We start from the raw sequence: 21,790 nt of genomic DNA on the forward strand, positions 1-21,790 counted from the left end.
CTTATTTATGTCAGGTACGTTTCTAATACCGAACGCTATAGTATAATAATCGAAACTATTATCTGAAAAAGGCAGTTCTTCAGCACTTGCTACAGTAAATTTAAGGTTTTGAAATAAATTAAGATCTATTGCTTTTTTCCTAGCTTGCTTCAACATTTCTTCATTAATATCGCTTAAAGTTACAGAGATATTATTTCCCCTATCTCTTGCTTTTTTAGCAAGTTTTAAGGCAATATCACCACTACCGCTAGCAACATCTAATATATGAGAGTTAAGATTTGGAATTTGTCTTATAAATTCATCTTTCCATAAGCGATGTAATCCAAAACTCATTAAGTCATTCATTAAATCATACTTATCAGCAACATTAGAAAAAACGCTATTTACTAACCCTTGTTTTTTAGTGTAATCTACTTTTTTAAAGCCAAAATTTGTTTGGTTCATAGTTTTTTATTATAATAATAGTATCAAATGCCAGAACTTCCTGAAGTAGAAACTCTTAAAAACTCTCTAAAAGATAAGCTAATTGGGCTTGTTATAGAAAATATAGAGTTAAAAAGAGATAATTTGCGTTATAAATTATCCCCGCTTTTAGCTACAGAAATCTCAAATACTAATATACTGGATGTTAGGCGTCGTGCAAAATATTTAATTATAGATTTTAATAATGATTATTCTTTAATCGTTCATCTTGGCATGAGCGGTAGGTTTACTATGCAACCTTCTAACTATGAAGCTACAAAACACGATCATGTAATTTTTGATTTAAGTAACGGCCAAAAGTTAATTTTCAACGATACTAGACGATTCGGTATGATTTATAGTTTTAAGACTGATCTCTTAGAAAAAGAGTTTTTTCATAATCTAGCAATAGAACCGCTTTCTGATTTATTAACACTCGGATATTTAAAAAGCAAATTAATTACACGAAAAATACCGATAAAAAATTTGATTATGGATAATGGAATTATAGTTGGAGTTGGCAATATTTATGCTTCAGAAAGTCTTCATTTAGCTAAAATTAATCCGGATAAATTAGGTAGCAATTTAAGAGATGATGAAATAGAAAATTTAATTAAATCAATTAGAGAAGTGTTAACTAAAGCTATAACTGCCGGCGGTACTACTCTTAAAGATTTTGTAAACGGCAATAGTAAACCAGGTTATTTTACTCAGCAACTTATGGTTTATGGCAGAGAAGGACAAAAATGCTTGAACTGCTCCGGTACTATTATCAAGACAAAACACTCAGGAAGAGCTACTTTTTATTGTAAAACTTGCCAATATACTTGACATATTTTTTAAAACTATTTATAAAGCTTTTTATTGTTTGTTCAATTAATAGTTGTAAAATATATGAAAGTACAGCCGGTGGTTATGGCGGGCGGCAATGGTAAAAGATTATGGCCATTATCATCTAAGGATAAACCGAAGCAGTTTACGAAAATAGTAGGGGAGCTAACGCTGCTACAAGAAACTTTAAATAGAAATAAATTTTTAGGAAAACCTACGATCATAACTTCTGAAAAGTATGAATTAATTACTAAAAAACAAGCGGCTGAAATAAATGTAGAAATAGAATTAATTACCGAGCCTTTACAAAAAAATACTGCCGTTTGTGCTATTATTGCGGCATTATCGGCTAAAGCACAAGGGTTTGATACCGTAGTGTTACTACCTTCGGACCATCATATAATGGATAATATAAATTACTTTAATACTATAAATAAAGCTTTACATTATGTTAATGAATTCGGTATTTGCACTATAGGTATTCCTATAAATGCTATAAGTGCCGACTATGGCTATATAAACACAGGACTATCAATTGCAGAAAATATTTATCTAGTTGATCATTTCATTGAAAAACCAATATTAGAGCAAGCAAAAAAATATTTTCAAAGTAATAAATATTTTTGGAATTCAGGAATTTTTGTATACGATATTAACTTCTTCTTAAACTTAGCAATGAACCTTCAGCCTGATTTATTTTGTATTGCAGAAAAAGCATTTAATACTGCCGTAAAAAATGAGAAAAGTTTGGCAATAGACGATGAGGCTTATAATGAAATCGAAGCAATTTCTATAGACAATGCCGTAATGGAATATATTTCAGGGATGGTTATGATAAAAGCCGATTTTGCTTGGAACGATCTCGGTACTTGGCACTCCTTATTACAGGTAAAACACCAAAATATCAACGACAATTATTGTGAGGGGAACGTAGTAACAAGCAATACTACAAACTCTTTCATTAGTTCTAATAATAAATTAACTACCGTAGTAGGTCTTGACAATGTCATAATTATCGATACTATGAACGGTCTTTTGGTTGCCGATAAATCAAAAATGAATGAAATCAAAGAATTAGTAATGAAAATAGAGCAAAATTAAATGATATCTGATATTCTACTTAAAGCTCTTTTTAAGGGAAAGCTAGATTCATCACTAGATTATGAAATTTATGAAAAAGCTTTTCTGCCTACCGCATCATCTTTTGAAAAAAAAGTATCTATAAAAAAATATTAGAAATGTTTAAACTAGACGTTATGCAGGGTAATCACGAAGCTTGTCTTACTCTAGCTAAAGTTTATAAACTTGGTTTTTATGTTAAAAAAGATGAATATACTGCAATTTTGTTAACACTAATTGGCTATGAATTAGAAAATGAACAACATAAAAAAGCTATTAGTGCATGTCCTATAAAATGCAAAGAATGCGAGAAATTTAAAAACATTCCTGTTTTATCTCCTCCAGAGTATGAAATTTTAAAACCTACCGCTAATAATTTTATTTGCAATTATATAGGACGATCTGATATCACTTTTGATGATGCTATATTATCATCTGCTTGCTCCGATACTTTAAATACCTCAATACTAGGAGACCCAAATTATAATAACATGTATAATCTTGGTTGAACATATATTATGATATAATTTATCGCTAATAAGGCTATTGACATAGCGTTATTGCTTATATATCCTATTTTTATGAGGCTTAAACCTCATCATTATAGCTAATCTTATAAACTTCAAAAATCTGTAAGTTATAGGAGCAACTTAGTAATAAAGAGGTTCATTTTAGTTGAGTTACAACATGGAAAATACTACAGAAGAACAAATAATAATATCTGAGTTCAAAAATGATGGGGACTAAGATGAAGAAGAGAAAAGATTAAAAGCAGAAGATTCACGAAAGCAACTTAAAGCAATACTAATAACATTTGGTATTATTTTGACCGGTTTTTTAACTTTTACTTATTTCTTTTTTAATTACATAGCAGAAAAAGCGGAAGAATACAAACAACAGCAACAACAAGAAACTCAAAGAACTAATAAAAATTGAATATTAACTTACCACAATTCTTCTTTAGTTATGATCTTGTTGTATGGCTACTATATCATCCCCGTATGGTATTGTTGCCTGGATTAATTTTACCTCTGTCACCCCGTGGCTTGACCACGGGATCTAGTTAAAAATACTAAAATTATTAGTATTTTTTATTGTTTTTATGGACCCCGTGGTCAAGCCACGGGGTGACACAGTGGGTTTTACCGATCTACGCAGGCAGTACCCACTCGTAATGACTATTTTTATACTGCCTTAAGTTTAGGTTGCTTGAAATTAGTTTTATCAAAATCATAGATAAAATCTTTGATAATAGGTACTATAAACTGTTTAAATTTACTTCCGCTAAATACCCCGTAATGCCCTGCCCCTTTTTGTAAATGATATCTTTTCATTGATTCAGGTATGTTGGGGCAAAGCTTTAAAGCAGCTTTTGTTTGCCCTATCGCTGCAATGTCATCGAGTTCCCCTTCAATACCGAGTAAAGCACATTTGGTAATATGTTTTAAATCGATCGGACGCTTCTCAGAAACTAATTTACCTCTTGCTAATGAAAATTGTTGAAATACTTCATCTATAGTTTGTAAATAAAACTCTGCCGGCATATCCATACCTGCTAAGTACTCATCATAAAATTTAATAGTATGATCGGCTTTTTTATAGTCACAATTTAATAAGCTTTGCCATAATTCTAAATGCGAATCCATATGACGGAACAAGTTTAAACTCATAAAACCGGCAAGCTGGAGGAAACCAGGATATACTTTTCTTCCATGACCGGGATAATTTGGCGGTACCTGCATTGTAACCATTTTGCAGAACCACTCTAAACTTTTACTTTGAGCAAATTCATTAACTGCCGTAGGGTTTTTTCTAGCATCGATAGGACCGCCCATCAAAATCATTGAGCTTGGAACATTTGGACTATTGTTTTCCGACATTAAACTAATGGCAGCAAGCAGAGGTACGGTAGGTTGGCAAACTGCCATAGTGTGAACATTTGATCCTATAAAATTGATAAACTCCATTACGTAATCAATATAATCATCCATATCAAAATGCCCTGCTTCAAGCGGCACATAACTTGCTTCTGTCCAATCCGTAATATACACATTCGTATAAGGTAACAATTCTTGTACTGTTGATCTAAGTAAAGTAGCGTGATGCCCTGCCATAGGTGCTACTATTAATAATTTAGGTAATTCTTTTTTAAAACCTGTTTTTTCAAAATGCCTTAATTCACAAAAAGGTTTTTTTAGTATAACTTTTTCATTTATGTTATAGGTTTTATCATCAATGATTGTTTCAAGAATATTAAATTCAGGTTTTTCATATTTTCTAGTCATGCGTTCGCAAAGAGTTAAATAAGCATGCATAATTCTTGCAAAACCGTTATCTTCTAGTGACTCATGTTCATATGCTTCTTTTAGAATTTTTATGCCTAAATGCATTGGAGCAATTTGTGCTCTAAGCCCCTCTAACATATAATATGTATAATTAGTACTTAAATCACAGTTCATCATAATTTATCCCTAAATCTAAAAATAATTAATATAATCATTTAGTTTAACATCAAAAATTTCTTTAGTAACATTAATTTTAGGATTCACGTCTTAAATTTTTATAGATGCGTGATAATAATGGTCTATGGGACTGTTAACAAAATAGCTTTAATTGATAATTAAATAGGTTTTTTAGCGAAAATTAGTAAGATTTTTGCCAGAATAGTTATTCATATTTCAAAAAAATCTTATAATTTGCAGCAAAAAAGATTTTAATTAGCTTTAAAATTATTTTGTTAACAGCCCCATATATAAATATGTTTATTTTTTCTTCTTGTTTTGCTTAGGAATTTTATTTACGTGGTCATTAATATTAAACCAAGTACTATCATTTACTTTTTGTTTTTTATAAAATGTGTCAATATTATTTATATAATTTTCAAAATCTTTGTTCTCTTCTGCTAATCTATTAGCCATATTCCAATCTATTTCCGGTCTTTCTCTAGCAGGAATTAATATCTTACTATCTTCAGGATTTTCTATATCCACTAAAATAAAGCCTATACCGTGCCTAGTACACAACATTTCGAGTTCATGCCTAGTATCATTTTGTTTACTTTCAATTAAATCAGCAGCAACTAAATAACCGTAATGTGCCCATGATGAATTTGATAAAGCCTGAAAAAAATATTCTCGTAAATTACTACGGTTGATTTTTGTTTTTGCTTCAAAAGACCAAAGCCGTGCTTGTTTTCCTGCATAATATTTAGCACAATCTTTAATTAGTAATCCCCATTTTTCATTAAGAACCTCCATACCTACCCAATCTGGATGTAACCACTTATTACCTTTAGCACCTTGTTTATTTGAAGAAAAATTATGCTTAATAGGCGTATTATGAATCTTCAATTTGTTTTGAAGATATAATGCAAGTGCATCACATACTTTACTTCGGTTATTTTATCTTCTTTATTTGCATTTATTTTAGGTTCTGTGGCTTGTTCATTATTGACATAGTAATCAGGGTTTTGCGAATAATAAAACTTTAGCTTAGGTTTTAGCTCTATTCTAATATTAGGTTCTTGTCTTCGTTCAGCAGAAAGCTTACTACTGCTAATTTCACCTGCATAAATGCCTATAATCTCCTTATCTTTTTCTTCTTGAGTCTTTGCTTCTAACAATCTCTTATTTGTACTTGCATTTGCTTTGAGCCTTGCTTCTTCAATGTGATTTTCTACAAGCCATTCAGCTATGCCATAAGAGGTAAATTTTTGATCTTCATTTTCTTTTAAAAAACCAATGATGGCATTTTTGCGATCAAATTCCATATTAAATACACTAATAATTGAAATACTATAAAAATATATAATTATTTTAAAAATTTTAACTTTAAATTATCAATCTTGATGATTTTATAAAGTATTATTTATTTACACTATGAGTAAATGAAAAGTAGGTAGACGAAGTTTAATTTGGAAAAGAGCAAAGCGTCTTGAAACTGATAACCGCAGCGTACAACTAGTACGCGAGGATTATCAGCAAGAGACAACGTAGTCAATTTTTCAAATTAAACGAGTATGCTTTTCAAATTTAGAAAATAATGTTTTGAAGTTATGAGTAGTAGCATTTGCTACTTCTTTTGAAGTGATATTTTTGAGTTCGGCGACTTTCTCGGCAACATATCTAACGAAAGCCGGTTCATTTTGTTTACCACGCATAGGGGTAGGAGCTAAATAAGGCGAGTCGGTTTCAATCAATAATCTATCAAGCGGTACATATTTAACTATTTCCTGCAAATCGGTTGCATTCTTGAAAGTTATAATACCTGACATTGAAATATACAAGCCGATATCCAACATTTTTGTTGCTAGATTTTTTGAGGAAGTAAAGCAGTGGATCAGCCCGGGAAATTTGCTATTACGCATTTCTGAGGTTAAAATATCTATTGTATCCTCGCCTGCTTCTCTTGTATGAATAATAACAGGTAGGAGTGTACTAGACGCCGCATGTATATGTGCTACTAGCGAATCTTTTTGTAGTTTTTTATCGTAAGGTTCATGATAATAATCAAGACCTGTCTCACCGATTCCAATAATTTTCGGATGCTGGGTTAGCTCTATTATTTCTGAATCCGTAATTAACCGACTGCTTTCGTTAATTTCACAAGGATGCACCCCAACACTCGCAAAAACATTTTTATACTTTTCGGCTATTTCTAAAACAATCGGTAAGTCTTCAATTTTAGTGCAGATAGTTTGCATATACTGCACATTATTTTCTAACGCTCTTTGAATGACAGAATCTAAAAGCACCGTGTCATACCGTGGCTTGACCACGGTATTCAAAAAACAACTAGTATTAGTTGTTTTAATATTTTTACTGGATCCCGCTACGAGCTCGCGGGATGACAAGTCAGTAAGCAAATTAAGATGACAATGTGAATCTATTAACATTATCTAGTGCCGATGTCATTCCCGCGAAAGCGGGAATCCAGTAAAAAATAATAAAAACAAAGAAAATTATATAAAAATTTAGTATATAGTTTATTTAAAAAAGCTGGATTCCCGCTTTCGCGGGAATGACATCGAGGAAGGCAGGAATGACATAAATGTCTTTTTTTGATCCACACAACGAGACATCTATACAGGGACGAAATAATAAGATTCATACAACACACTCCTCAAATCTTGGGAATATTATAGTAGGTTCTAAAATATTGCTTCCTGCTGTTAAAGCATAATCACGCACTAAATGCTTAAATAAACGTTCTTCTTTATTTACTCCTAGCTGATCAAGCATTTTATTTGCCGAAGTCGGCATAAAAGGCTGAAGCATTATCGCAATATAACGTAAAACTTCGAGTAAAGTATATAATACCTCTAACATCTTATCATGATCAGTTTTTTTCAAATTCCAAGGTGCTTCACTATCAATATAAATATTTGCTTCTTCAGCTAAATTAATAATATTCTCAAGCACTTTATTAATTTCAGTTTTTTCCATCAATAAAATATTCTGCTCAGCGAATTTACTTGCCGTTTTTAAAATCGGTAGCTCGTATATTTTATCTATAACGCTTTGCGTAAGCAGCGGCACTTTACCGTCATTATTTTTATAAACAAAAGCCGTACTACGCTGCAATAAATTACCGATTTTGTTTGATAGCTCGCTATTGATACGAGTAATTAAATTACTACGAGCAAAATTACCATCCGCACCGAATGTTATTTCACGCATCAAAAAATATCTAACCTGATCAACACCGAATTCATCGATTAATTTAATCGGATCAATAGTATTCCCAAGAGACTTAGAAATTTTTTGTCCCTCATTCGTCCACCAACCATGAGCCATAATTGTTTTCGGCAGCGGAATTTCGGCAGCCATTAAGAAAGCAGGCCAATAAACGGCATGAAAACGTAATATATCCTTACCGACTACATGTAAATCAGCCGGCCAAAATTTACCATAACTACTTTGTTCATGAGGATAACCGAGTGCCGAAATATAATTAGCCAGTGCATCAAGCCAAACATAAATTACGTGCCTAACATCATTTTTGGCATTATTTGGGACTTTTATTCCCCAGTTAAAAGTAGTACGCGATACCGATAAATCTTTCAAGCCTGATTTAACAAAGCTAATTACTTCGTTACGCCTTGACATAGGTCTAATAAAATCAGGGTTTGCTTCATAAAACTCAAGTAATTTATCTTGCCATTTTGAAAGATTAAAGAAGTAACTTGGTTCTTTAACCCATTCAACCGAAGCTCCAGTCGGTGCTAGCTTATCTTCAGTTAGCTCTGACTCATCATAAAAAGCCTCATCCCGCACTGCATACCACCCTTCATAAAACCCCTCATAAATAGTGCCGTTATCTAGTAATTTCTGCCAAAAAATGGCTACGGCCTCTTTGTGTCTATTTTCTGTTGTCCTAATAAAATCATCATTAGAAATATTCATAGCAGTCATCAAATGACGGAAACTCTCAGAAGTCTGATCAGTAAATTTTTGCGGATCGATATTTTTGTTAATAGCTGCTTTTTCTACTTTCTGCCCGTGTTCATCAGTGCCTGTTAAAAACATAACATCTTTACCGCAAAGACGCATAAAGCGAGCAATAACGTCACTTGCAACGCTTGTATATGCGTGACCGATATGGGGAACATCGTTAACGTAATATATAGGGGTCGTGATATAGTAAGTATTCTTCATAAATGCTTTTTTATTAACTCATGTACTTCAACTGGACTTAAATCTGAAGCTTTAATTGTCTTTATTCTTTCAGGAAATCTATTACTTAATTCTTTAAAGCAATCATAGATTTTTTTATAAAAATCTATACCTCTTACGTCAAATTTATTGCTCATATTTCGTAAATTTACTCTCTCAATAGCAGTATCCGGCTCTACGTCAATAAAAAACGTAATATCCGGCATAAGAGGGGGCATTAAAGTTTTGTGCAGATTATAAGCTAAATCTATACCGTTTTCCAGCTCTAATCCTTGATAACAGGCAGTTGAGTCAATAAACCTATCGCATATTACAATATATCCCTCTTGCAGAGCTGGTATAATCTTCCGTACCATATGATCATAGCGTGCTGCCATAGCTTGTAATAGTTCGGACATGGGTAATAATTCTTCATGTACTAAAATTTCACGCATTTTTTCGGCAACAGCAGTGCCACCGACTTCACGAGTTAAAATAACGGGGGTATTTTGAGATTTTAAATATTCATAGAGCATTTGAGATTGAGTAGATTTACCGATTCCCTCCCCTCCCTCAAATGTAATAAACTTTCCTTGTTTCAAATTATTCATTAATTACAATTACTTTTAAGCTATAACTTTATAATCATATCTCTTAAAAAAATATTTACAAGGAAGATTACATACTTATAATCCATTATAAATTTTAAATTATTAATATATGAATAATTCATTAAGCAAAAGGGATTTTTCGATCTTAATCGGTAATGCGATGGATCATTTTGATACCGCGCTTTATGGGTTTCTAGCTCCGTTACTTGCCAGTACTTTCTTCCCAAATCATGATAAAGTTGTAGCCTTAATACTTACCTATAGCGTTCTTGCTACGTCTTTATTTACACGTCCCATAGGCTCTTATTTTTTTGGCGTAATTGCTAAAAAATACGGCGGTGTTTTTGCTTTATCTCATTCTTTGATTGGAGTTGCGTTAACAACTAGCCTAATCGGTCTAATACCTTCTCATACTCAAATAGGCTGGCTTGCTCCGCTATTATTAGTGGTACTTAGAACATTGCAAGGAGTATATTCCGAGGGTGAATGTGCCATTGCTAAATTATTCATTTTAGAGAATAAAGAAGAAAAAAAAGCATTTAAAGCTTCTTACCTTTATCAAACCTCTACTATGGTCGGTATTATTCTTGCTTCATTTATCAGCACTATAGTTTTAAATGTAGATTATAACGGGTATTGGCGTTTATGTTTTATATTTGGCGGGCTTACGGCTCTTGTAGGTTATTTTTTAAGAAAGAGTGAGGATTACACGTCATTGCGAGCGACTAAAAGGAGCGTGGCAATCTCAGGAATTTTGCCTGAGATTGCTTCGTCAAAACCTACAGTTTTTCCTCGCAATGACGTAGTATCGTCACTATTACTCGACTTAAACACAATTTGGAACAACAAACTAAGTATCTTACGTATTAGCTTTGCCGTAGGTTTTTCGTATATGACCTACATAGTACCTTTCGTATTTATGAATAGCTTTATTCCGCTTATTACCGATATATCACTTGAAACAATGATGGAATTTAATACCGAGTTTCTGATTTTTGATATGATTATGATTCCGATAATTGGCCATCTAACAAAAAAACTACATTATCATAAAATACTAAGCGGTACTCTGATTTTAATGAGCTTAAGCATAATTCCTTTATGGTTATTCTTGAATAATTCATCTATATGGTATGTTAATTTTGTGCGTGTTTGGATTATAATACTCGGTGTTGGCTTCTTAGCACCTTTAAATTGCTGGCTAAATGATCTATTTAAAACTGCCGATAAATATATGCTAGTCGGTATCGGCAGTAGTATAGGCTCTTCGCTAATCGGACGCCTTACTCCGTCAATCTGCCTAATGCTTTGGCATGTAACCGGCAGCTCTTTATCAATTGCGATTTACATAACCGCAATATCGATTATAACCTTATGGGCTGTTAGAGGAGTTGTTGCACAGGTCAATGTCATTCCTGCAAAAGCAGGAATCCAGTAAAACATATAAAAATTAAATTCTTATATATTTTTTACTAGAAATGTAATACTTACAACAATATTAATATTATTTTTATGGATTCCTGCTTTCGCAGGAATGACATCAAGAACATTATCTAATCCCTAACAAGACTGTTATTAGGAAAAGAATTTAACAAAACGCCATACTCAAAACTAATCCAACGTAATTATTAGCTCTAAACCTTGTCATACAATTAGTAGGGTTTTGGATATCAAGAGTCGCTACCTGCAATATTAGTAAAATTAGGGCAGCTAAAATAGGTAAATAGTCGATATTACAGTTAGCTATCTTTGTTGCTAGAATAAATAACAATATAAAACCTATATAATATATATATAGCCAAAACTTATAATGCTTGTTCTCTAAATATATACTTAAAGACTTTACTCCTATTTTTTTATCATCTTTTATATCTGCAAAGCCGTAGATTGTATCATACCCAATTATCCAACCGGCACAGGATAAATACATAATTATGGCAGATAAATCTATTGTATTTTTTACTGCCGCATAACCTATTAACACTCCTAGTTTAAAGGTAAATCCCAAAAAGATTTGCGGAAAGTAAGTAATACGCTTCATTAGCGGATATATAGCAATCATGATAACGGCAAATAATCCTATATATATAGCTGTTCTGTTTAATGATAGCAAAATGATTAAAGAGATAATAGCAAGTATGATGGCTATAGTAATAGCATAGGAAACAGATAAAGCACCGCTTGCTAAAGGTCGATCTTTAGTCCTTGCTATATGTTTATCAAATTTTCGATCAAATATATCGTTAATAATACATCCGCTACTCCTCGCAGTTATACTACCTAAAATAAATAACGGCAGTAAATGTACTAACTCTGATTTTGAAGGGTTTGCAAGTAATAACCCAAACAAAGCCGGAAAAAAAACTAATGAATAAGCTACCGGCTTATCTGCCCGCATTAATTTTAAAGTAAGTAAAAGTTTGTTTAGCATTTCTATTTTCTTATTAATTCTTTAGCAAGCTCTGCTTCTAATTCCTCAATGGTTGGGAGTTCGCTTTTTATCTCTTTAGGTAAATTTTCAGTTATTTTGTACTCTGCAAGTCCAATAGGTTTACTCATATCACGCAATGCGTATTCTGCAAGCACATTATTTTTTGATTTGCATAAAATTAGCCCAATAGAAGAGTTATCGTTTGGATGCTTTAAAACATCATCTACAACCGATAAATAAAAATTCATTTTACCGGCATATTCCGGTTTAAAATCCTTATCTTTAAGCTCAATTACTACAAAACAACGAAGTTTTAAATGATAGAATAATATATCAATATAGAAGTCTTGTTCTCCTACTTCTAAATGATATTGTCTGCCGACAAAAGCAAAACCTGCTCCAAGCTCAATTAAAAATTTTTCTATATGTTTAGTTAATTCTTTTTCTACTTCTCTTTCCTGTGCTTCATTTCCTACACTTAAAAAATCAAAAACATATGGGTCTTTGAGCGTATAATGTGCTAAATCAGATTGTGGCGATGGCAGCTTATTTTGAAAATTTGTTATTGCTTGTCCTTGCCTTTTATGTAACTCCAGTTCTATTTGCGTAGTCAGTACACTACGTGACCATCCATGTTCCACTGTTTTTTTCATATAAAATATTCGGTGCTTGTTATCTTTCACCTTGTCTAATAAAACAACTATATGAAACCACGGTAATTGTGCAGCAACCTGCTGCACAAATTCTAAATCCTTATATTCCTCAGCAAAACGTCTCATATATTTAAGATTTCTGCTACTAAATCCTTTCATTTCAGGAAAGGCAGAATGTAGGTCACGGCTTAGTTTATCTATTACTTTTGCACCCCAACCGTATTTTGCTTGTCGTTTAAGAATTTCATTACCTATATGATGATAAAGCTTTATTAACTCAGTATTTACTGACCTTGCAGCTTGATAACGACTTTCGGATACTCGAATTTTTAATTGCTCTACAAATTCTAAATACTCTGAATTAATGATATTTTTATCCATAAAATTTTTAGTTTAATAATAATTAGCATTATATACATGAATTTTTATATTTTCAATTATAGGTTTATTATTTGCTAAATATTATTAGCGATAGCTCTATTGTCATAATCACATATAACCTTTATAATAATATTCTTAACAAGAATAAAGCATATGAAAGAATTTCCAAAAAATTATAATTTTACTGAAAATGAAAAGAAATGGCAAAAGATTTGGCAGGAAAAACAAATTTATGCTTATGACAAGAATATAGCTAAAGAGGAAACCTATGTAGTAGATACGCCGCCTCCGACAGTTTCTGGGCAGCTACATATCGGGCATGTTTACAGCTATACGCAAACCGACTTTATCGTACGTTTTCAGCGTATGATTGGTAAAAATATCTTTTATCCTATGGGATTTGACGATAATGGACTACCGACCGAAAGGCTTGTTGAAAAGCAAAAGCAGATCAAGGCTTACAATATGAGTAGAGACGAGTTTATAAATATTTGTGAAGAGGTAGTAGCAAGTGAAGAAGAGAAGTTTAGAAGTCTATTTAACCAAATAGCCTTATCGGTTGATTGGAGTTTAGAGTACCAAACTATCAGCCCTTTATCTCGTAAAATATCACAAATGTCTTTTCTTGATTTAGTAAGAAAAGGTGAGGTTTATCGTAATAATCAACCAATCTTATGGGATCCGGTAGATTGTACTGCTCTTGCTCAAGCCGATATTGAGGACAAGGAAAAAACCTCTTTCATGAATTATATTACGTTTAAAACCGAGCAAGGAGACCCGCTTACAATAGCAACTACAAGACCGGAATTACTACCTGCTTGCGTAGCCGTATTTTATCACCCTGACGATGAACGTTATAAGCATCTGGCAAGCAAATTTGCTATAACTCCGCTTTTTAATGAGAAAGTTCCACTGCTTGCTGATTCTTTAGTACAACAAGATAAAGGCAGTGGATTAGTTATGTGCTGTACGTTTGGTGATCAAACCGATATTACCTGGTGGAAAACGCATAATCTACCTTTAAAAACTATTATTACTAAAAAAGGTATAATAGATTTCCCTCATGATATCGGTATAGACGGATTGAAAATTAAAGAAGCTCGAACAAAAATAATAGATATTTTAAAAGAGCAGGAATTGCTTATTAAGCAAGAAGAGATAACTCAAACCGTTAAATGTGCCGAGAGGTCAGGTGCTCCTCTTGAGATACTAACCGTACCGCAATGGTTTGTTAAAACAATATCACATAAAGAAGCGTTACTTAAAAGAGCAACTGAGTTAAACTGGCATCCTCAAAGTATGAAAATTAGACTTGAGAACTGGATTAATGCCATTAGCTGGGATTGGTGTATCAGTAGGCAGCGTTATTTCGGTGTACCGTTTCCTGTTTGGTACTCTAAAAGAGTTGGTGAGGAAGGGAAAATCTTATATGCCGATGTCACGCAGCTACCTATCGATCCGTTAAAAGATTTACCTATAGGTTACAGTAAGGAGGAAGTAGAGCCTGACTTAGATGTTATGGATACTTGGGCAACAAGTTCTGTTTCGCCGCAACTTTCTACTCATGGGATTTCTGATAATTTCGCTGTTAATAAAGATAGACACGATAAATTATTCCCGATGGATTTAAGACCTCAAGCACACGAAATTATTAGAACTTGGGCATTCTATACAATCCTAAAAGCCCATCTACACCAAAATACTCTACCGTGGAAAAATATCATGGTAAGCGGTTGGTGTTTAGCTGAAGACCGCAGTAAAATGTCAAAATCCAAAGGCAATGTTTTAGTTCCTGAAAAACTGCTAGAGCAGTACGGTTCTGACGTAATACGCTATTGGTCGGCAAATTCAAGACTTGGAGCTGATACCGCCTATTCTGAAGATGTTATGAAAAATGGTAAGCGACTAGTTAATAAGCTATGGAATGCTGCTAAATTTGTTTCTATACATTTTGATAAACTGAAAGGTGAAGATAAAAAAGCAAAGCTTTTAGATGTTAAAGAAAAAATCACTAACGAGTTTGATCAATGGATAATTAATAAACTAGTAGAGTTAGTTAAACTAACCACAAATGAGTTACAAAATTACGAATATGCAAATGCTATGCAGCTGACAGAAAAGTTTTTTTGGTCGGTATTTTGTGATAATTATTTAGAGATTAGTAAAACTAGAAGCTATGATGAAGAAAACAAAAACCCACAAGGGCAATATAGTAGCATATTAACGCTCTATCACATAATGCAAGCGCTATTAAAGTTATTTGCTCCGTTTATACCGCATATTACTGAAGAATTATATCAGATATTATATAATGATAGGGGGTCTATTCATATAAAAGGCGGCTGGGTAAATTATAGCAATTTATACTATGAAATCGATGTAACGCAATCAGAAGGATTAATTGAAATTCTAGACATCGTCAGGAAATTCAAAGCCGAGAAGAATCTATCTATAAAAGCTCCGATAAAATTACTTGAAGTTAGTGGCATAAAATTATCTGAAGAACTAACAGAAGATTTAAAAAACGTTACATCGGCAGAAGAAATAAAATTTGAGGTTCAAGGTGATAAAATTAAAGTCGATATTATCCTTTAAAAATATTTTAGGCTTAATTCTTATTATATTTGCCGGTATATTTTTTTATGCTTATATATTAGAACATGACTGGCGATATGTAACCTTAAATGATGAACAAGTAAAAAAATACAGGATTAGCGAGACAAAAGCTATTGCCCTTTATCAGCTAATGAAAGACACTCATGAGCTACTTGGTAAGAATAATATTAATTATTGGATAGAAGGCGGTACGCTGCTTGGAGCCGTTAGACATCAAGGTATAATTCCTTTTGACGATGATTTAGATATCGGGGTAATACATGAAGTACGGTTGCAACAAATATTACCGCAATTTGAACAGCTAGGTTATACTGTTTCTTTTGAACGGTCTTACAATATATGTAAAAAAGTTTGCTTGGATATTTTTATTTTTCATAAAGAACAAAACAAATTTATTCATACTAACTTAACTATCCGAAGCAAATATCCAAACGACTTTTTTTACGATTATGAATTATATCCTTTAAAAAAATATAAATTAGGTAATATAGAGGTTTATGGTCCGGCTGATCCTAAAGCAAATTTAGATAGGCTATATCCGGAATGGGATAAGTATGCAGTAATACATAATTCTCATAGCTTACATTTGCCTTTTTTATCAAATATCGAGAAAAAAACCAAATTTATACTAACGCAGGAATTGTTAAAACCGGCTCATCCGTTTGGTCCTTTAGAGGATAGAGTAAGCTTTTAAACAAGTTAAAATAATAACCGGTTTGTTATATCAGCAGGGAAAATATAATTTAAGATTCAAGATGATAAAATTAAAGTTGATATTATCCTTTAAAAATATTTTACGCTTAATTCTTACTATTTTCATCGGTGTATTGTGTTATGCTTATCTACTAGAACATAATTGGCGATATGTACTCTTAAGCGATGAGCAAGTAAAGAGCTATAGAATTAGTGAGAAAAAAGCACTTAGCCTTTATCAGCTAATGAAAGACACTCACGAAATACTTAGTAAGAATAACATTAATTATTGGATAGAAGGCGGCGCTCTACTTGAAGCCGTTAGACATAAAGGCATAATTCCTTTTGACGATGATTTAGATATCGGTATTAGGCATGAAGACGAAATACGACTGCAACAAATATTACCACAATTTGAGCAATTAGGATATCGTGTTAAACACAATAAAATTTATGTAATTTGTGGGAGAAGATGTTTAGATATTTTCGTATTTCATCAAGAAAATGATAAATTTGTTCATTTTAATCAAAGTATGTATAATAAATATCCAAATGATTTTTTTATGATTATGAGCTATATCCTTTAAAAAAATATAAATTTGGCAGTATAGAAGTATATGGTCCATCTGAATATAAAGGGTATTTGAATAGACAATACCCGGAATGGGATAAATACGCAATAATATACAGCCCTCATAGCTTACATTTACCTTTTTTATCGAATATCGAGAAAAAAACTAAATTTATACTCACTCCAGAATTGTTAAAACCGGCTCAGCCGCTCGGACCGCTAAAAGATAAAGTGAATATAGTCAATTCAGCTACATTTATTGGTATGTGCGAGGATATAGCTTATAATTAAATGTCGAAATGATCACGTAAATTACAAAACATATGCCTTATTTATTACCGATTATCATAACTACACTACTTATTTTATTAGCTCTAATAATTTGGTTTTATGTAAAAACTAAAACCTTAAAAACGCAGCTACAATTCTTATCGGAGCAGAATCTAGAAATTAGCAATAACAACCAATTATTGAATCAAGAAAAAATATGGTGTTTACAGAAAATTGAGCAATTGAAGTGTAAAGTAGAATATCAAGAGCAGACTATTAAGGATTCTGAAAAAATAAGAAGCGAGTCGTTTTCATCAGCAAAAGCTGCTTTATTTGATTTAGGCAAGGATTTATCCAAGCAATTAATCGAAATTCATAAAATGGAAAATACAGCAGCAAGAGAGCTTTCAGAGAAAAATATTGCTACTGCATCAGGGAAGTTTAACAGCGAGTTTGAGCGGCTAATTACGATGGTAGGTGCATTAAATAAAGATATTGAACAATCAAAAGGTACAGTTGATTTGATAAAACAGTCGCTGCTTTCTCCTATCGGCGCGGGGTTGCTTGCCGAGATTACGCTTGAGAATATCCTAAAATCGTCGGGCTTACGTCCTAATTTAGATTTTATTATGCAATACGGCTTAACTACGCTAGACAGCGGAAAGCTAAGACCTGACGCCCTTATCTTTCTACCCTCAGGTAATTTAATGGTTATTGATTCCAAAGCTTCAAAGTTTCTAGTTGACGCACAGGATAATAATGGGAATCTTAGTAAAACTATGAATTATCATTTAAAATCTCTGACTAATAAAGACTATGCCGAAAATATTTTAACCAACCTAAACAAAAAGGATCAGGGTTTTAATAATGTTATTACTTTAATGTTTTTGCCAACTGAACAAGCGGTTGAGAAAGTTATTGCAGCTGATCCTGAATTTTTACAAAAAGCTTGGGGCTGCAATATCTTTCCCGTAGGACCTGCGGGGCTTATGAATATGCTATCATTTGCAAGATTCCAAATTACCGATCATAGGCGTTCAGAAAATTATAAGGTTATCATAGAAGAAGTCAGGAAGTTATTAAGCTCTATAGGTACTATAGCCGATTATTCTCAGAAAATAGGTAATAACCTACATAATATGGTTACTAATTACGATAAATTTGCGGCTTCGTTTAATCGCAACTTTATGTCGAGAGTTAAGAACATTCACAAACTCGGCATTGATTCAGGGAATAAAGCCATACCGGCAGCATTAGAGCGTTATCAAATTGTTTCCTCTAAATCAGAGATTATTGAAGTAGAGGCGAATGAACAGCCCCAGATAGAGGAAATAGATTATAAATAAATTTGCCCTTGTATACCTTACCTAGCGTTATAATGCTCATAACGAATAATTTGTGCTGGATTCATAAAATATCCTTGCATTATGCTTAGAACGCATACACTCATGCAGGTACACATGTTCGCAATCTTCTTTTATGGAATCGTAAGAGCAGTTTTCAAAGAATTTTCTTTTATATATTGCAAGACTGTTAAAACACGAATTTACCGGTAGCAAATCTGAATCTGGAAGATATATTTTCTGCATGGGAGAAATATTTTCCGTAGGATAATAATTTTGGCCGGTTTTTAGGTTATATTCAGCTGGTGTATCGGAAAACTCTTCATTACGGAACGCAAAAGCATCATACATTTGCCCTTGGGAATTAAATATTCCATTTGAGCATATAACATCCCAACGTTCAATTTTGCTAAAACTGTCTTGTATTCCTCTAATATCAATACCATAACCTATATCTATATCGAGAATAATTACTATATCAAACTTATCAAATTCACTCGTGTTTAAAATTTCTAGATATTTATTCCTAATATCCGCTAGAAACTTTATAGAAGGTCTTTTTTGGTTAAAAAAGTCCTGTGATATAATCTTTACTTTATGATTTATTAACTGCCACAAGTTTAACATTAATTTTGTAGAATCGGTAGAATCGTTTTCAAAGATTATTATTCTGTAATCTGAAAAAAACTGTCCTATATACTCTATATGACGTATTGCGTTTGGTAAATGAGGAGCATTACTCCTTGTAATACCGGCAAAAACAACCTTATGTTTACTCATCTCCAACTTACCAGCTTGCAAGTTTTCATCACTAATAAAATCCAATTTAGTAATTTTTTCTATAGGTAAAAATCTATAATAAAAAAAACGAATAAATGAAGGGTCGTACACATTTATTGAACCCCAAATAATCATAAAAATTATAAGTATAACTTTATACATTTGATTTGCTTTCTAATTTTCCTGGCTTATAATTTTATTATGCATATTAGCTACATTTGTAAGTATTTGTTCCATAGTAAATTTATCGAGATAAATCTGATGAGCTTTTTTTACCTTTTCGTAAGCTTCTTCAGGATGAGACTTTATCCATTCTAAATGTTGATTTATTTGAGAGTATATTTCCTCAGGAGATTTGTTTAAAGTTTCTATATATAGTATATTATCGCCAAAAGTTTCTTTTGCCCATGGAATTTCATCAACAATTACTAATGCTGAAGAACTAACAAGTTCTAAAACTCGTCCAGAAGGAAAATTTTCAGTATTGCGTCCTTCCGAATGAATTGCTAAGCCAATACCACTTTTTCTTATTGCATCAACAAATAGTTGATCGTCATATGGTATAAATCCTCTATATGAATTAAGGCCATTCCAAGCTTGCTTAGGACCGTATATCTCAACATCTTTGCGTTTATCAAGTAATTGATATAATTTTTTATACTTAAGACCAGTGCGAGTATTATCCCAATTATAACCACACATAAATAACCTTGAATAATTAATTTTAATAAATTCTGTTTTAGGTCGTGAAAACTTGAATTCAATTATAGGTATAGAAATACTTTCATAATATTGATTAATTCTTTTTAAATCCGTAACAGCAAGCAATCCATCATACCGAAGAGGGTTCGGACAATAGTATTTACCTAAATCAGGATTAATTAAACAAGGAAAATGCAAAACCAAATAGCTCTTAACACCCGCTACTACACCAAAATCAGCTGCAGATATAGTAAAATCAGGATTAAATTGACTAACTATACCATGAATTCTAGTCACATCTAGTGGATGAGTTGTAGCTGAAATGAGCAAAGACTCCCATCCAAGGTTACTTGCTGCTTGTTGTATTCTCATACAAGCCAAAGGATCATATCTACACAAAATTGCAATTCTGTAAGGAATATTTGGATTTTTTGCTAGTTGTATAGTGTAATTTGATTTTTCTAACTCTTCTTGTAATAACGGTGATGAAAAATTGTAATAAAAAACCCTCGATCTATGTTATTCCTATAGAAACCATTTCTGCTTATATCGTAAATTTCTAATAACAAAAATGTTGGTAAAATTACTGCTAATAATATAAATGGAAAAATTAACAAAAGTTTTGATTTATTTTTAATATGCATAAATTTTCTAAAAAAAGAAGTTAATGATATTGTATTTTTTTATTTTTTAATACACAATTCAACTTCTTTTACTGGTATTACCTAAAAAGAATTGATTTAAAGTTTCTATGTCATTCCCGCGTGGCTTTGTTGCGTGGACCGATAAAATCTACTGTGTCACCCCGTGGCTTGACCACAGGGTCCATAAAAACAATAAAAAATACTAATAACTTTAGCATTTTAAACTGGATCCCGTGGTCAAGCCACGGGATGACAAAAGTGAAATTGATCCACGCAACAATGCCTTCCCGCGTAGGCGGAAATCCAGAAAAAAACGAGATAAATCGAGCTTTTAATTTTGAAATTTAGAGTGTTTAAATTTTTTAATGACTGGATTCCCGCTTTCGCGGGAATGACATAGGAAGAACACATTAAGAAATTCAAACCTCAACCCAAGCATGGCACTTCTTCTGTAGGATCAATATTAATAACTGTATCATCGTTTGTGTCTGAAACAATGTTATTAAGCCAAGTAAGGGTAGTAGCGGTTTTCTCGGCAATATTCTTGCCTGCACTACTTATTGCCTTACCGACATTTAAATCTGATATAGCAGTTGTTAAAACATCTATTAAAGTTGCAAGGCTTAAGAATTTTAAATCTTTAATAGACTCAAACATTATTAACGGTACTATCGCTACGGTCAGTCTTGCTGCATCATTATAGTAAAACTTTTGGAAGAATACATCATTAGTTAATTTTTCGCCGGTGATATTTTCTATAACTTTATTACCACAATATGTTGATACTAATAGAGAAGCAAGACGCATTAATTTAATAGAGGTTGAGGCATAAAACATTGGATCTTCATAGAATTCTAATTCTGAATTACGAAAATAAAAACAGATATATAGTAAATCATATAGTATTAGGTGCAATAATAAGATAATATACAAGGAAAAATGTCAACAAGTCCATATAGTGAAGATTTAAGGAAGAAAGTAATAAATTACCTAAAGAAAGGAAGGAGCCAAAAGGAAGCATCAGAAGTTT

Annotated in this window: 21 protein-coding genes and 4 pseudogenes; 12 read left to right on the plus strand and 13 right to left on the minus strand. The window is 32.3% G+C overall.

The features are described from left to right. Positions 1-444 (minus strand): class I SAM-dependent methyltransferase (locus tag AC1Z7D_RS01210; protein WP_482601363.1); only part of this gene is annotated, 444 nt, incomplete at its 3' end. A gap of 27 nt (positions 445-471) precedes the next feature. On the opposite strand from AC1Z7D_RS01210, the gene mutM reads away from it, so the two are divergent. The 6 genes and pseudogenes from mutM (at position 472) to AC1Z7D_RS01240 (ending at position 3,348) form a co-directional block, all read left to right on the plus strand. Continuing rightward, the gene (gene mutM, locus AC1Z7D_RS01215) at positions 472-1,293 is read left to right on the plus strand and encodes a bifunctional DNA-formamidopyrimidine glycosylase/DNA-(apurinic or apyrimidinic site) lyase (protein ID WP_482601364.1); all 822 of its coding nucleotides are present in this window, start codon (positions 472-474) and stop codon (positions 1,291-1,293) included. Positions 1,294-1,362: 69 nt separating this feature from the next. Next, positions 1,363-2,133: pseudogene (locus AC1Z7D_RS01220) on the plus strand (mannose-1-phosphate guanylyltransferase); the annotation flags it as partial. Continuing rightward, complete coding sequence (locus AC1Z7D_RS01225; RefSeq protein WP_410528059.1) at positions 2,125-2,394, plus strand: hypothetical protein; 270 nt, start codon at positions 2,125-2,127, stop codon at positions 2,392-2,394. The pseudogene AC1Z7D_RS01220 and the gene AC1Z7D_RS01225, both read left to right, overlap by 9 nt. Next, on the plus strand, positions 2,395-2,529 hold the full coding sequence (locus AC1Z7D_RS01230) for a hypothetical protein (protein WP_482601365.1): 135 nt from the start codon (positions 2,395-2,397) through the stop codon (positions 2,527-2,529). Positions 2,530-2,531: 2 nt separating this feature from the next. Beyond that, a complete protein-coding gene (locus AC1Z7D_RS01235) occupies positions 2,532-2,921 on the plus strand; it encodes a hypothetical protein (RefSeq protein WP_482601366.1) in 390 nt (129 codons plus the stop codon). Between the two features lie 178 nt (positions 2,922-3,099). Next, a pseudogene (locus AC1Z7D_RS01240) lies at positions 3,100-3,348 on the plus strand (RP671a family tick cell line-upregulated protein). A gap of 248 nt (positions 3,349-3,596) precedes the next feature. On the opposite strand, the gene AC1Z7D_RS01245 reads toward AC1Z7D_RS01240, so the two are convergent. The 7 genes from AC1Z7D_RS01245 to tmk form a co-directional block, all read right to left on the minus strand. Next, positions 3,597-4,874 (minus strand): polyhydroxyalkanoate depolymerase, encoded by a 1,278-nt coding sequence (locus AC1Z7D_RS01245; RefSeq protein WP_482601367.1) that lies wholly within the window; start codon positions 4,872-4,874, stop codon positions 3,597-3,599. Positions 4,875-5,174: 300 nt separating this feature from the next. After that, positions 5,175-5,762 carry a hypothetical protein gene (locus AC1Z7D_RS01250; RefSeq protein ID WP_482601382.1) on the minus strand — a complete coding sequence of 196 codons (588 nt, stop codon included), beginning with the start codon at positions 5,760-5,762 and terminating at the stop codon, positions 5,175-5,177. Then, complete coding sequence (locus tag AC1Z7D_RS01255) at positions 5,759-6,181, minus strand: hypothetical protein (RefSeq protein ID WP_482601368.1); 423 nt, start codon at positions 6,179-6,181, stop codon at positions 5,759-5,761. Before AC1Z7D_RS01255 ends, AC1Z7D_RS01250 begins: the two co-directional genes overlap by 4 nt. A gap of 234 nt (positions 6,182-6,415) precedes the next feature. Next, positions 6,416-7,306 (minus strand): TatD family hydrolase, encoded by an 891-nt coding sequence (locus AC1Z7D_RS01260; RefSeq protein WP_482601369.1) that lies wholly within the window; start codon positions 7,304-7,306, stop codon positions 6,416-6,418. Then, a complete protein-coding gene (locus tag AC1Z7D_RS01265; RefSeq protein WP_482601370.1) occupies positions 7,306-7,521 on the minus strand; it encodes a hypothetical protein in 216 nt (71 codons plus the stop codon). The genes AC1Z7D_RS01260 and AC1Z7D_RS01265 overlap by 1 nt, the downstream gene beginning before the upstream one ends. Beyond that, entirely contained in the window at positions 7,518-9,068 is a 1,551-nt protein-coding gene (gene metG, locus AC1Z7D_RS01270) for a methionine--tRNA ligase (RefSeq protein WP_482601371.1), read from the minus strand. Before metG ends, AC1Z7D_RS01265 begins: the two co-directional genes overlap by 4 nt. Beyond that, the gene (gene tmk, locus AC1Z7D_RS01275; RefSeq protein ID WP_482601372.1) at positions 9,065-9,676 is read right to left on the minus strand and encodes a dTMP kinase; all 612 of its coding nucleotides are present in this window, start codon (positions 9,674-9,676) and stop codon (positions 9,065-9,067) included. Before tmk ends, metG begins: the two co-directional genes overlap by 4 nt. A 109-nt stretch (positions 9,677-9,785) precedes the next feature. On the opposite strand from tmk, the gene AC1Z7D_RS01280 reads away from it, so the two are divergent. After that, a complete protein-coding gene (locus AC1Z7D_RS01280) occupies positions 9,786-11,114 on the plus strand; it encodes an MFS transporter (protein WP_482601373.1) in 1,329 nt (442 codons plus the stop codon). A 150-nt stretch (positions 11,115-11,264) separates the two neighbouring features. Here AC1Z7D_RS01280 and ubiA read toward each other — a convergent pair whose 3' ends face one another. Continuing rightward, positions 11,265-12,107: a 4-hydroxybenzoate octaprenyltransferase gene (ubiA, locus tag AC1Z7D_RS01285; RefSeq protein WP_482601374.1), complete on the minus strand. Its 843-nt coding sequence runs from the start codon at positions 12,105-12,107 to the stop codon at positions 11,265-11,267. Positions 12,108-12,109: 2 nt separating this feature from the next. Continuing rightward, on the minus strand, positions 12,110-13,141 hold the full coding sequence (locus tag AC1Z7D_RS01290) for a PDDEXK nuclease domain-containing protein (RefSeq protein WP_482601375.1): 1,032 nt from the start codon (positions 13,139-13,141) through the stop codon (positions 12,110-12,112). Positions 13,142-13,294: 153 nt separating this feature from the next. Here AC1Z7D_RS01290 and AC1Z7D_RS01295 point away from each other — a divergent pair, with 153 nt between their 5' ends. The 4 genes and pseudogenes from AC1Z7D_RS01295 to AC1Z7D_RS01310 all read left to right on the plus strand — a co-directional run bounded on the left by AC1Z7D_RS01295 (position 13,295) and on the right by AC1Z7D_RS01310 (position 18,637). Further along, positions 13,295-15,736, plus strand: coding sequence for a valine--tRNA ligase (locus tag AC1Z7D_RS01295; RefSeq protein WP_482601376.1), 2,442 nt, complete (start codon positions 13,295-13,297; stop codon positions 15,734-15,736). Next, a complete protein-coding gene (locus AC1Z7D_RS01300) occupies positions 15,705-16,451 on the plus strand; it encodes a LicD family protein (protein ID WP_482601377.1) in 747 nt (248 codons plus the stop codon). Before AC1Z7D_RS01295 ends, AC1Z7D_RS01300 begins: the two co-directional genes overlap by 32 nt. 61 nt (positions 16,452-16,512) lie before the next feature. Then, positions 16,513-17,312: pseudogene (locus AC1Z7D_RS01305) on the plus strand (LicD family protein). A gap of 32 nt (positions 17,313-17,344) precedes the next feature. Further along, positions 17,345-18,637 carry a DNA recombination protein RmuC gene (locus tag AC1Z7D_RS01310; protein WP_482601378.1) on the plus strand — a complete coding sequence of 431 codons (1,293 nt, stop codon included), beginning with the start codon at positions 17,345-17,347 and terminating at the stop codon, positions 18,635-18,637. A gap of 36 nt (positions 18,638-18,673) precedes the next feature. Here the strand turns inward: AC1Z7D_RS01310 and AC1Z7D_RS01315 are convergent, their stop codons facing one another. Together AC1Z7D_RS01315 and AC1Z7D_RS01320 are read right to left on the minus strand one after the other, a co-directional pair. Further along, complete coding sequence (locus tag AC1Z7D_RS01315) at positions 18,674-19,576, minus strand: hypothetical protein (protein WP_482601379.1); 903 nt, start codon at positions 19,574-19,576, stop codon at positions 18,674-18,676. A gap of 12 nt (positions 19,577-19,588) precedes the next feature. Next, entirely contained in the window at positions 19,589-20,488 is a 900-nt protein-coding gene (locus tag AC1Z7D_RS01320) for a glycosyltransferase family protein (RefSeq protein ID WP_482601380.1), read from the minus strand. A gap of 395 nt (positions 20,489-20,883) precedes the next feature. Here AC1Z7D_RS01320 and AC1Z7D_RS01325 point away from each other — a divergent pair. Continuing rightward, positions 20,884-21,045: pseudogene (locus AC1Z7D_RS01325) on the plus strand (tRNA lysidine(34) synthetase TilS); the annotation flags it as partial. A 141-nt stretch (positions 21,046-21,186) separates the two neighbouring features. On the opposite strand, the gene AC1Z7D_RS01330 reads toward AC1Z7D_RS01325, so the two are convergent. Continuing rightward, positions 21,187-21,675 carry a hypothetical protein gene (locus AC1Z7D_RS01330; protein ID WP_482601381.1) on the minus strand — a complete coding sequence of 163 codons (489 nt, stop codon included), beginning with the start codon at positions 21,673-21,675 and terminating at the stop codon, positions 21,187-21,189. Between the last annotated feature and the right edge of the window lie 115 nt (positions 21,676-21,790).

The organism is Rickettsia sp., from assembly GCF_965035265.1.

Excerpts from the sequence above, each read along its gene's own strand:
- mutM (WP_482601364.1), top strand. The coding sequence starts at position 472 with ATGCCAGAACTTCCTGAAGTAGAAACTCTTAAAAACTCTCTAAAAGAT.
- AC1Z7D_RS01225 (WP_410528059.1), top strand. The coding sequence starts at position 2,125 with ATGATAAAAGCCGATTTTGCTTGGAACGATCTCGGTACTTGGCACTCC.
- AC1Z7D_RS01230 (WP_482601365.1), top strand. The coding sequence starts at position 2,395 with ATGATATCTGATATTCTACTTAAAGCTCTTTTTAAGGGAAAGCTAGAT.
- AC1Z7D_RS01235 (WP_482601366.1), top strand. The coding sequence starts at position 2,532 with ATGTTTAAACTAGACGTTATGCAGGGTAATCACGAAGCTTGTCTTACT.
- AC1Z7D_RS01245 (WP_482601367.1), bottom strand. The coding sequence starts at position 4,874 with ATGATGAACTGTGATTTAAGTACTAATTATACATATTATATGTTAGAG.
- AC1Z7D_RS01255 (WP_482601368.1), bottom strand. The coding sequence starts at position 6,181 with ATGGAATTTGATCGCAAAAATGCCATCATTGGTTTTTTAAAAGAAAAT.
- AC1Z7D_RS01260 (WP_482601369.1), bottom strand. The coding sequence starts at position 7,306 with ATGTTAATAGATTCACATTGTCATCTTAATTTGCTTACTGACTTGTCA.
- AC1Z7D_RS01265 (WP_482601370.1), bottom strand. The coding sequence starts at position 7,521 with ATGAATCTTATTATTTCGTCCCTGTATAGATGTCTCGTTGTGTGGATC.
- metG (WP_482601371.1), bottom strand. The coding sequence starts at position 9,068 with ATGAAGAATACTTACTATATCACGACCCCTATATATTACGTTAACGAT.
- tmk (WP_482601372.1), bottom strand. The coding sequence starts at position 9,676 with ATGAATAATTTGAAACAAGGAAAGTTTATTACATTTGAGGGAGGGGAG.
- AC1Z7D_RS01280 (WP_482601373.1), top strand. The coding sequence starts at position 9,786 with ATGAATAATTCATTAAGCAAAAGGGATTTTTCGATCTTAATCGGTAAT.
- ubiA (WP_482601374.1), bottom strand. The coding sequence starts at position 12,107 with ATGCTAAACAAACTTTTACTTACTTTAAAATTAATGCGGGCAGATAAG.
- AC1Z7D_RS01290 (WP_482601375.1), bottom strand. The coding sequence starts at position 13,141 with ATGGATAAAAATATCATTAATTCAGAGTATTTAGAATTTGTAGAGCAA.
- AC1Z7D_RS01295 (WP_482601376.1), top strand. The coding sequence starts at position 13,295 with ATGAAAGAATTTCCAAAAAATTATAATTTTACTGAAAATGAAAAGAAA.
- AC1Z7D_RS01310 (WP_482601378.1), top strand. The coding sequence starts at position 17,345 with ATGCCTTATTTATTACCGATTATCATAACTACACTACTTATTTTATTA.
- AC1Z7D_RS01315 (WP_482601379.1), bottom strand. The coding sequence starts at position 19,576 with ATGTATAAAGTTATACTTATAATTTTTATGATTATTTGGGGTTCAATA.
- AC1Z7D_RS01320 (WP_482601380.1), bottom strand. The coding sequence starts at position 20,488 with ATGAGAATACAACAAGCAGCAAGTAACCTTGGATGGGAGTCTTTGCTC.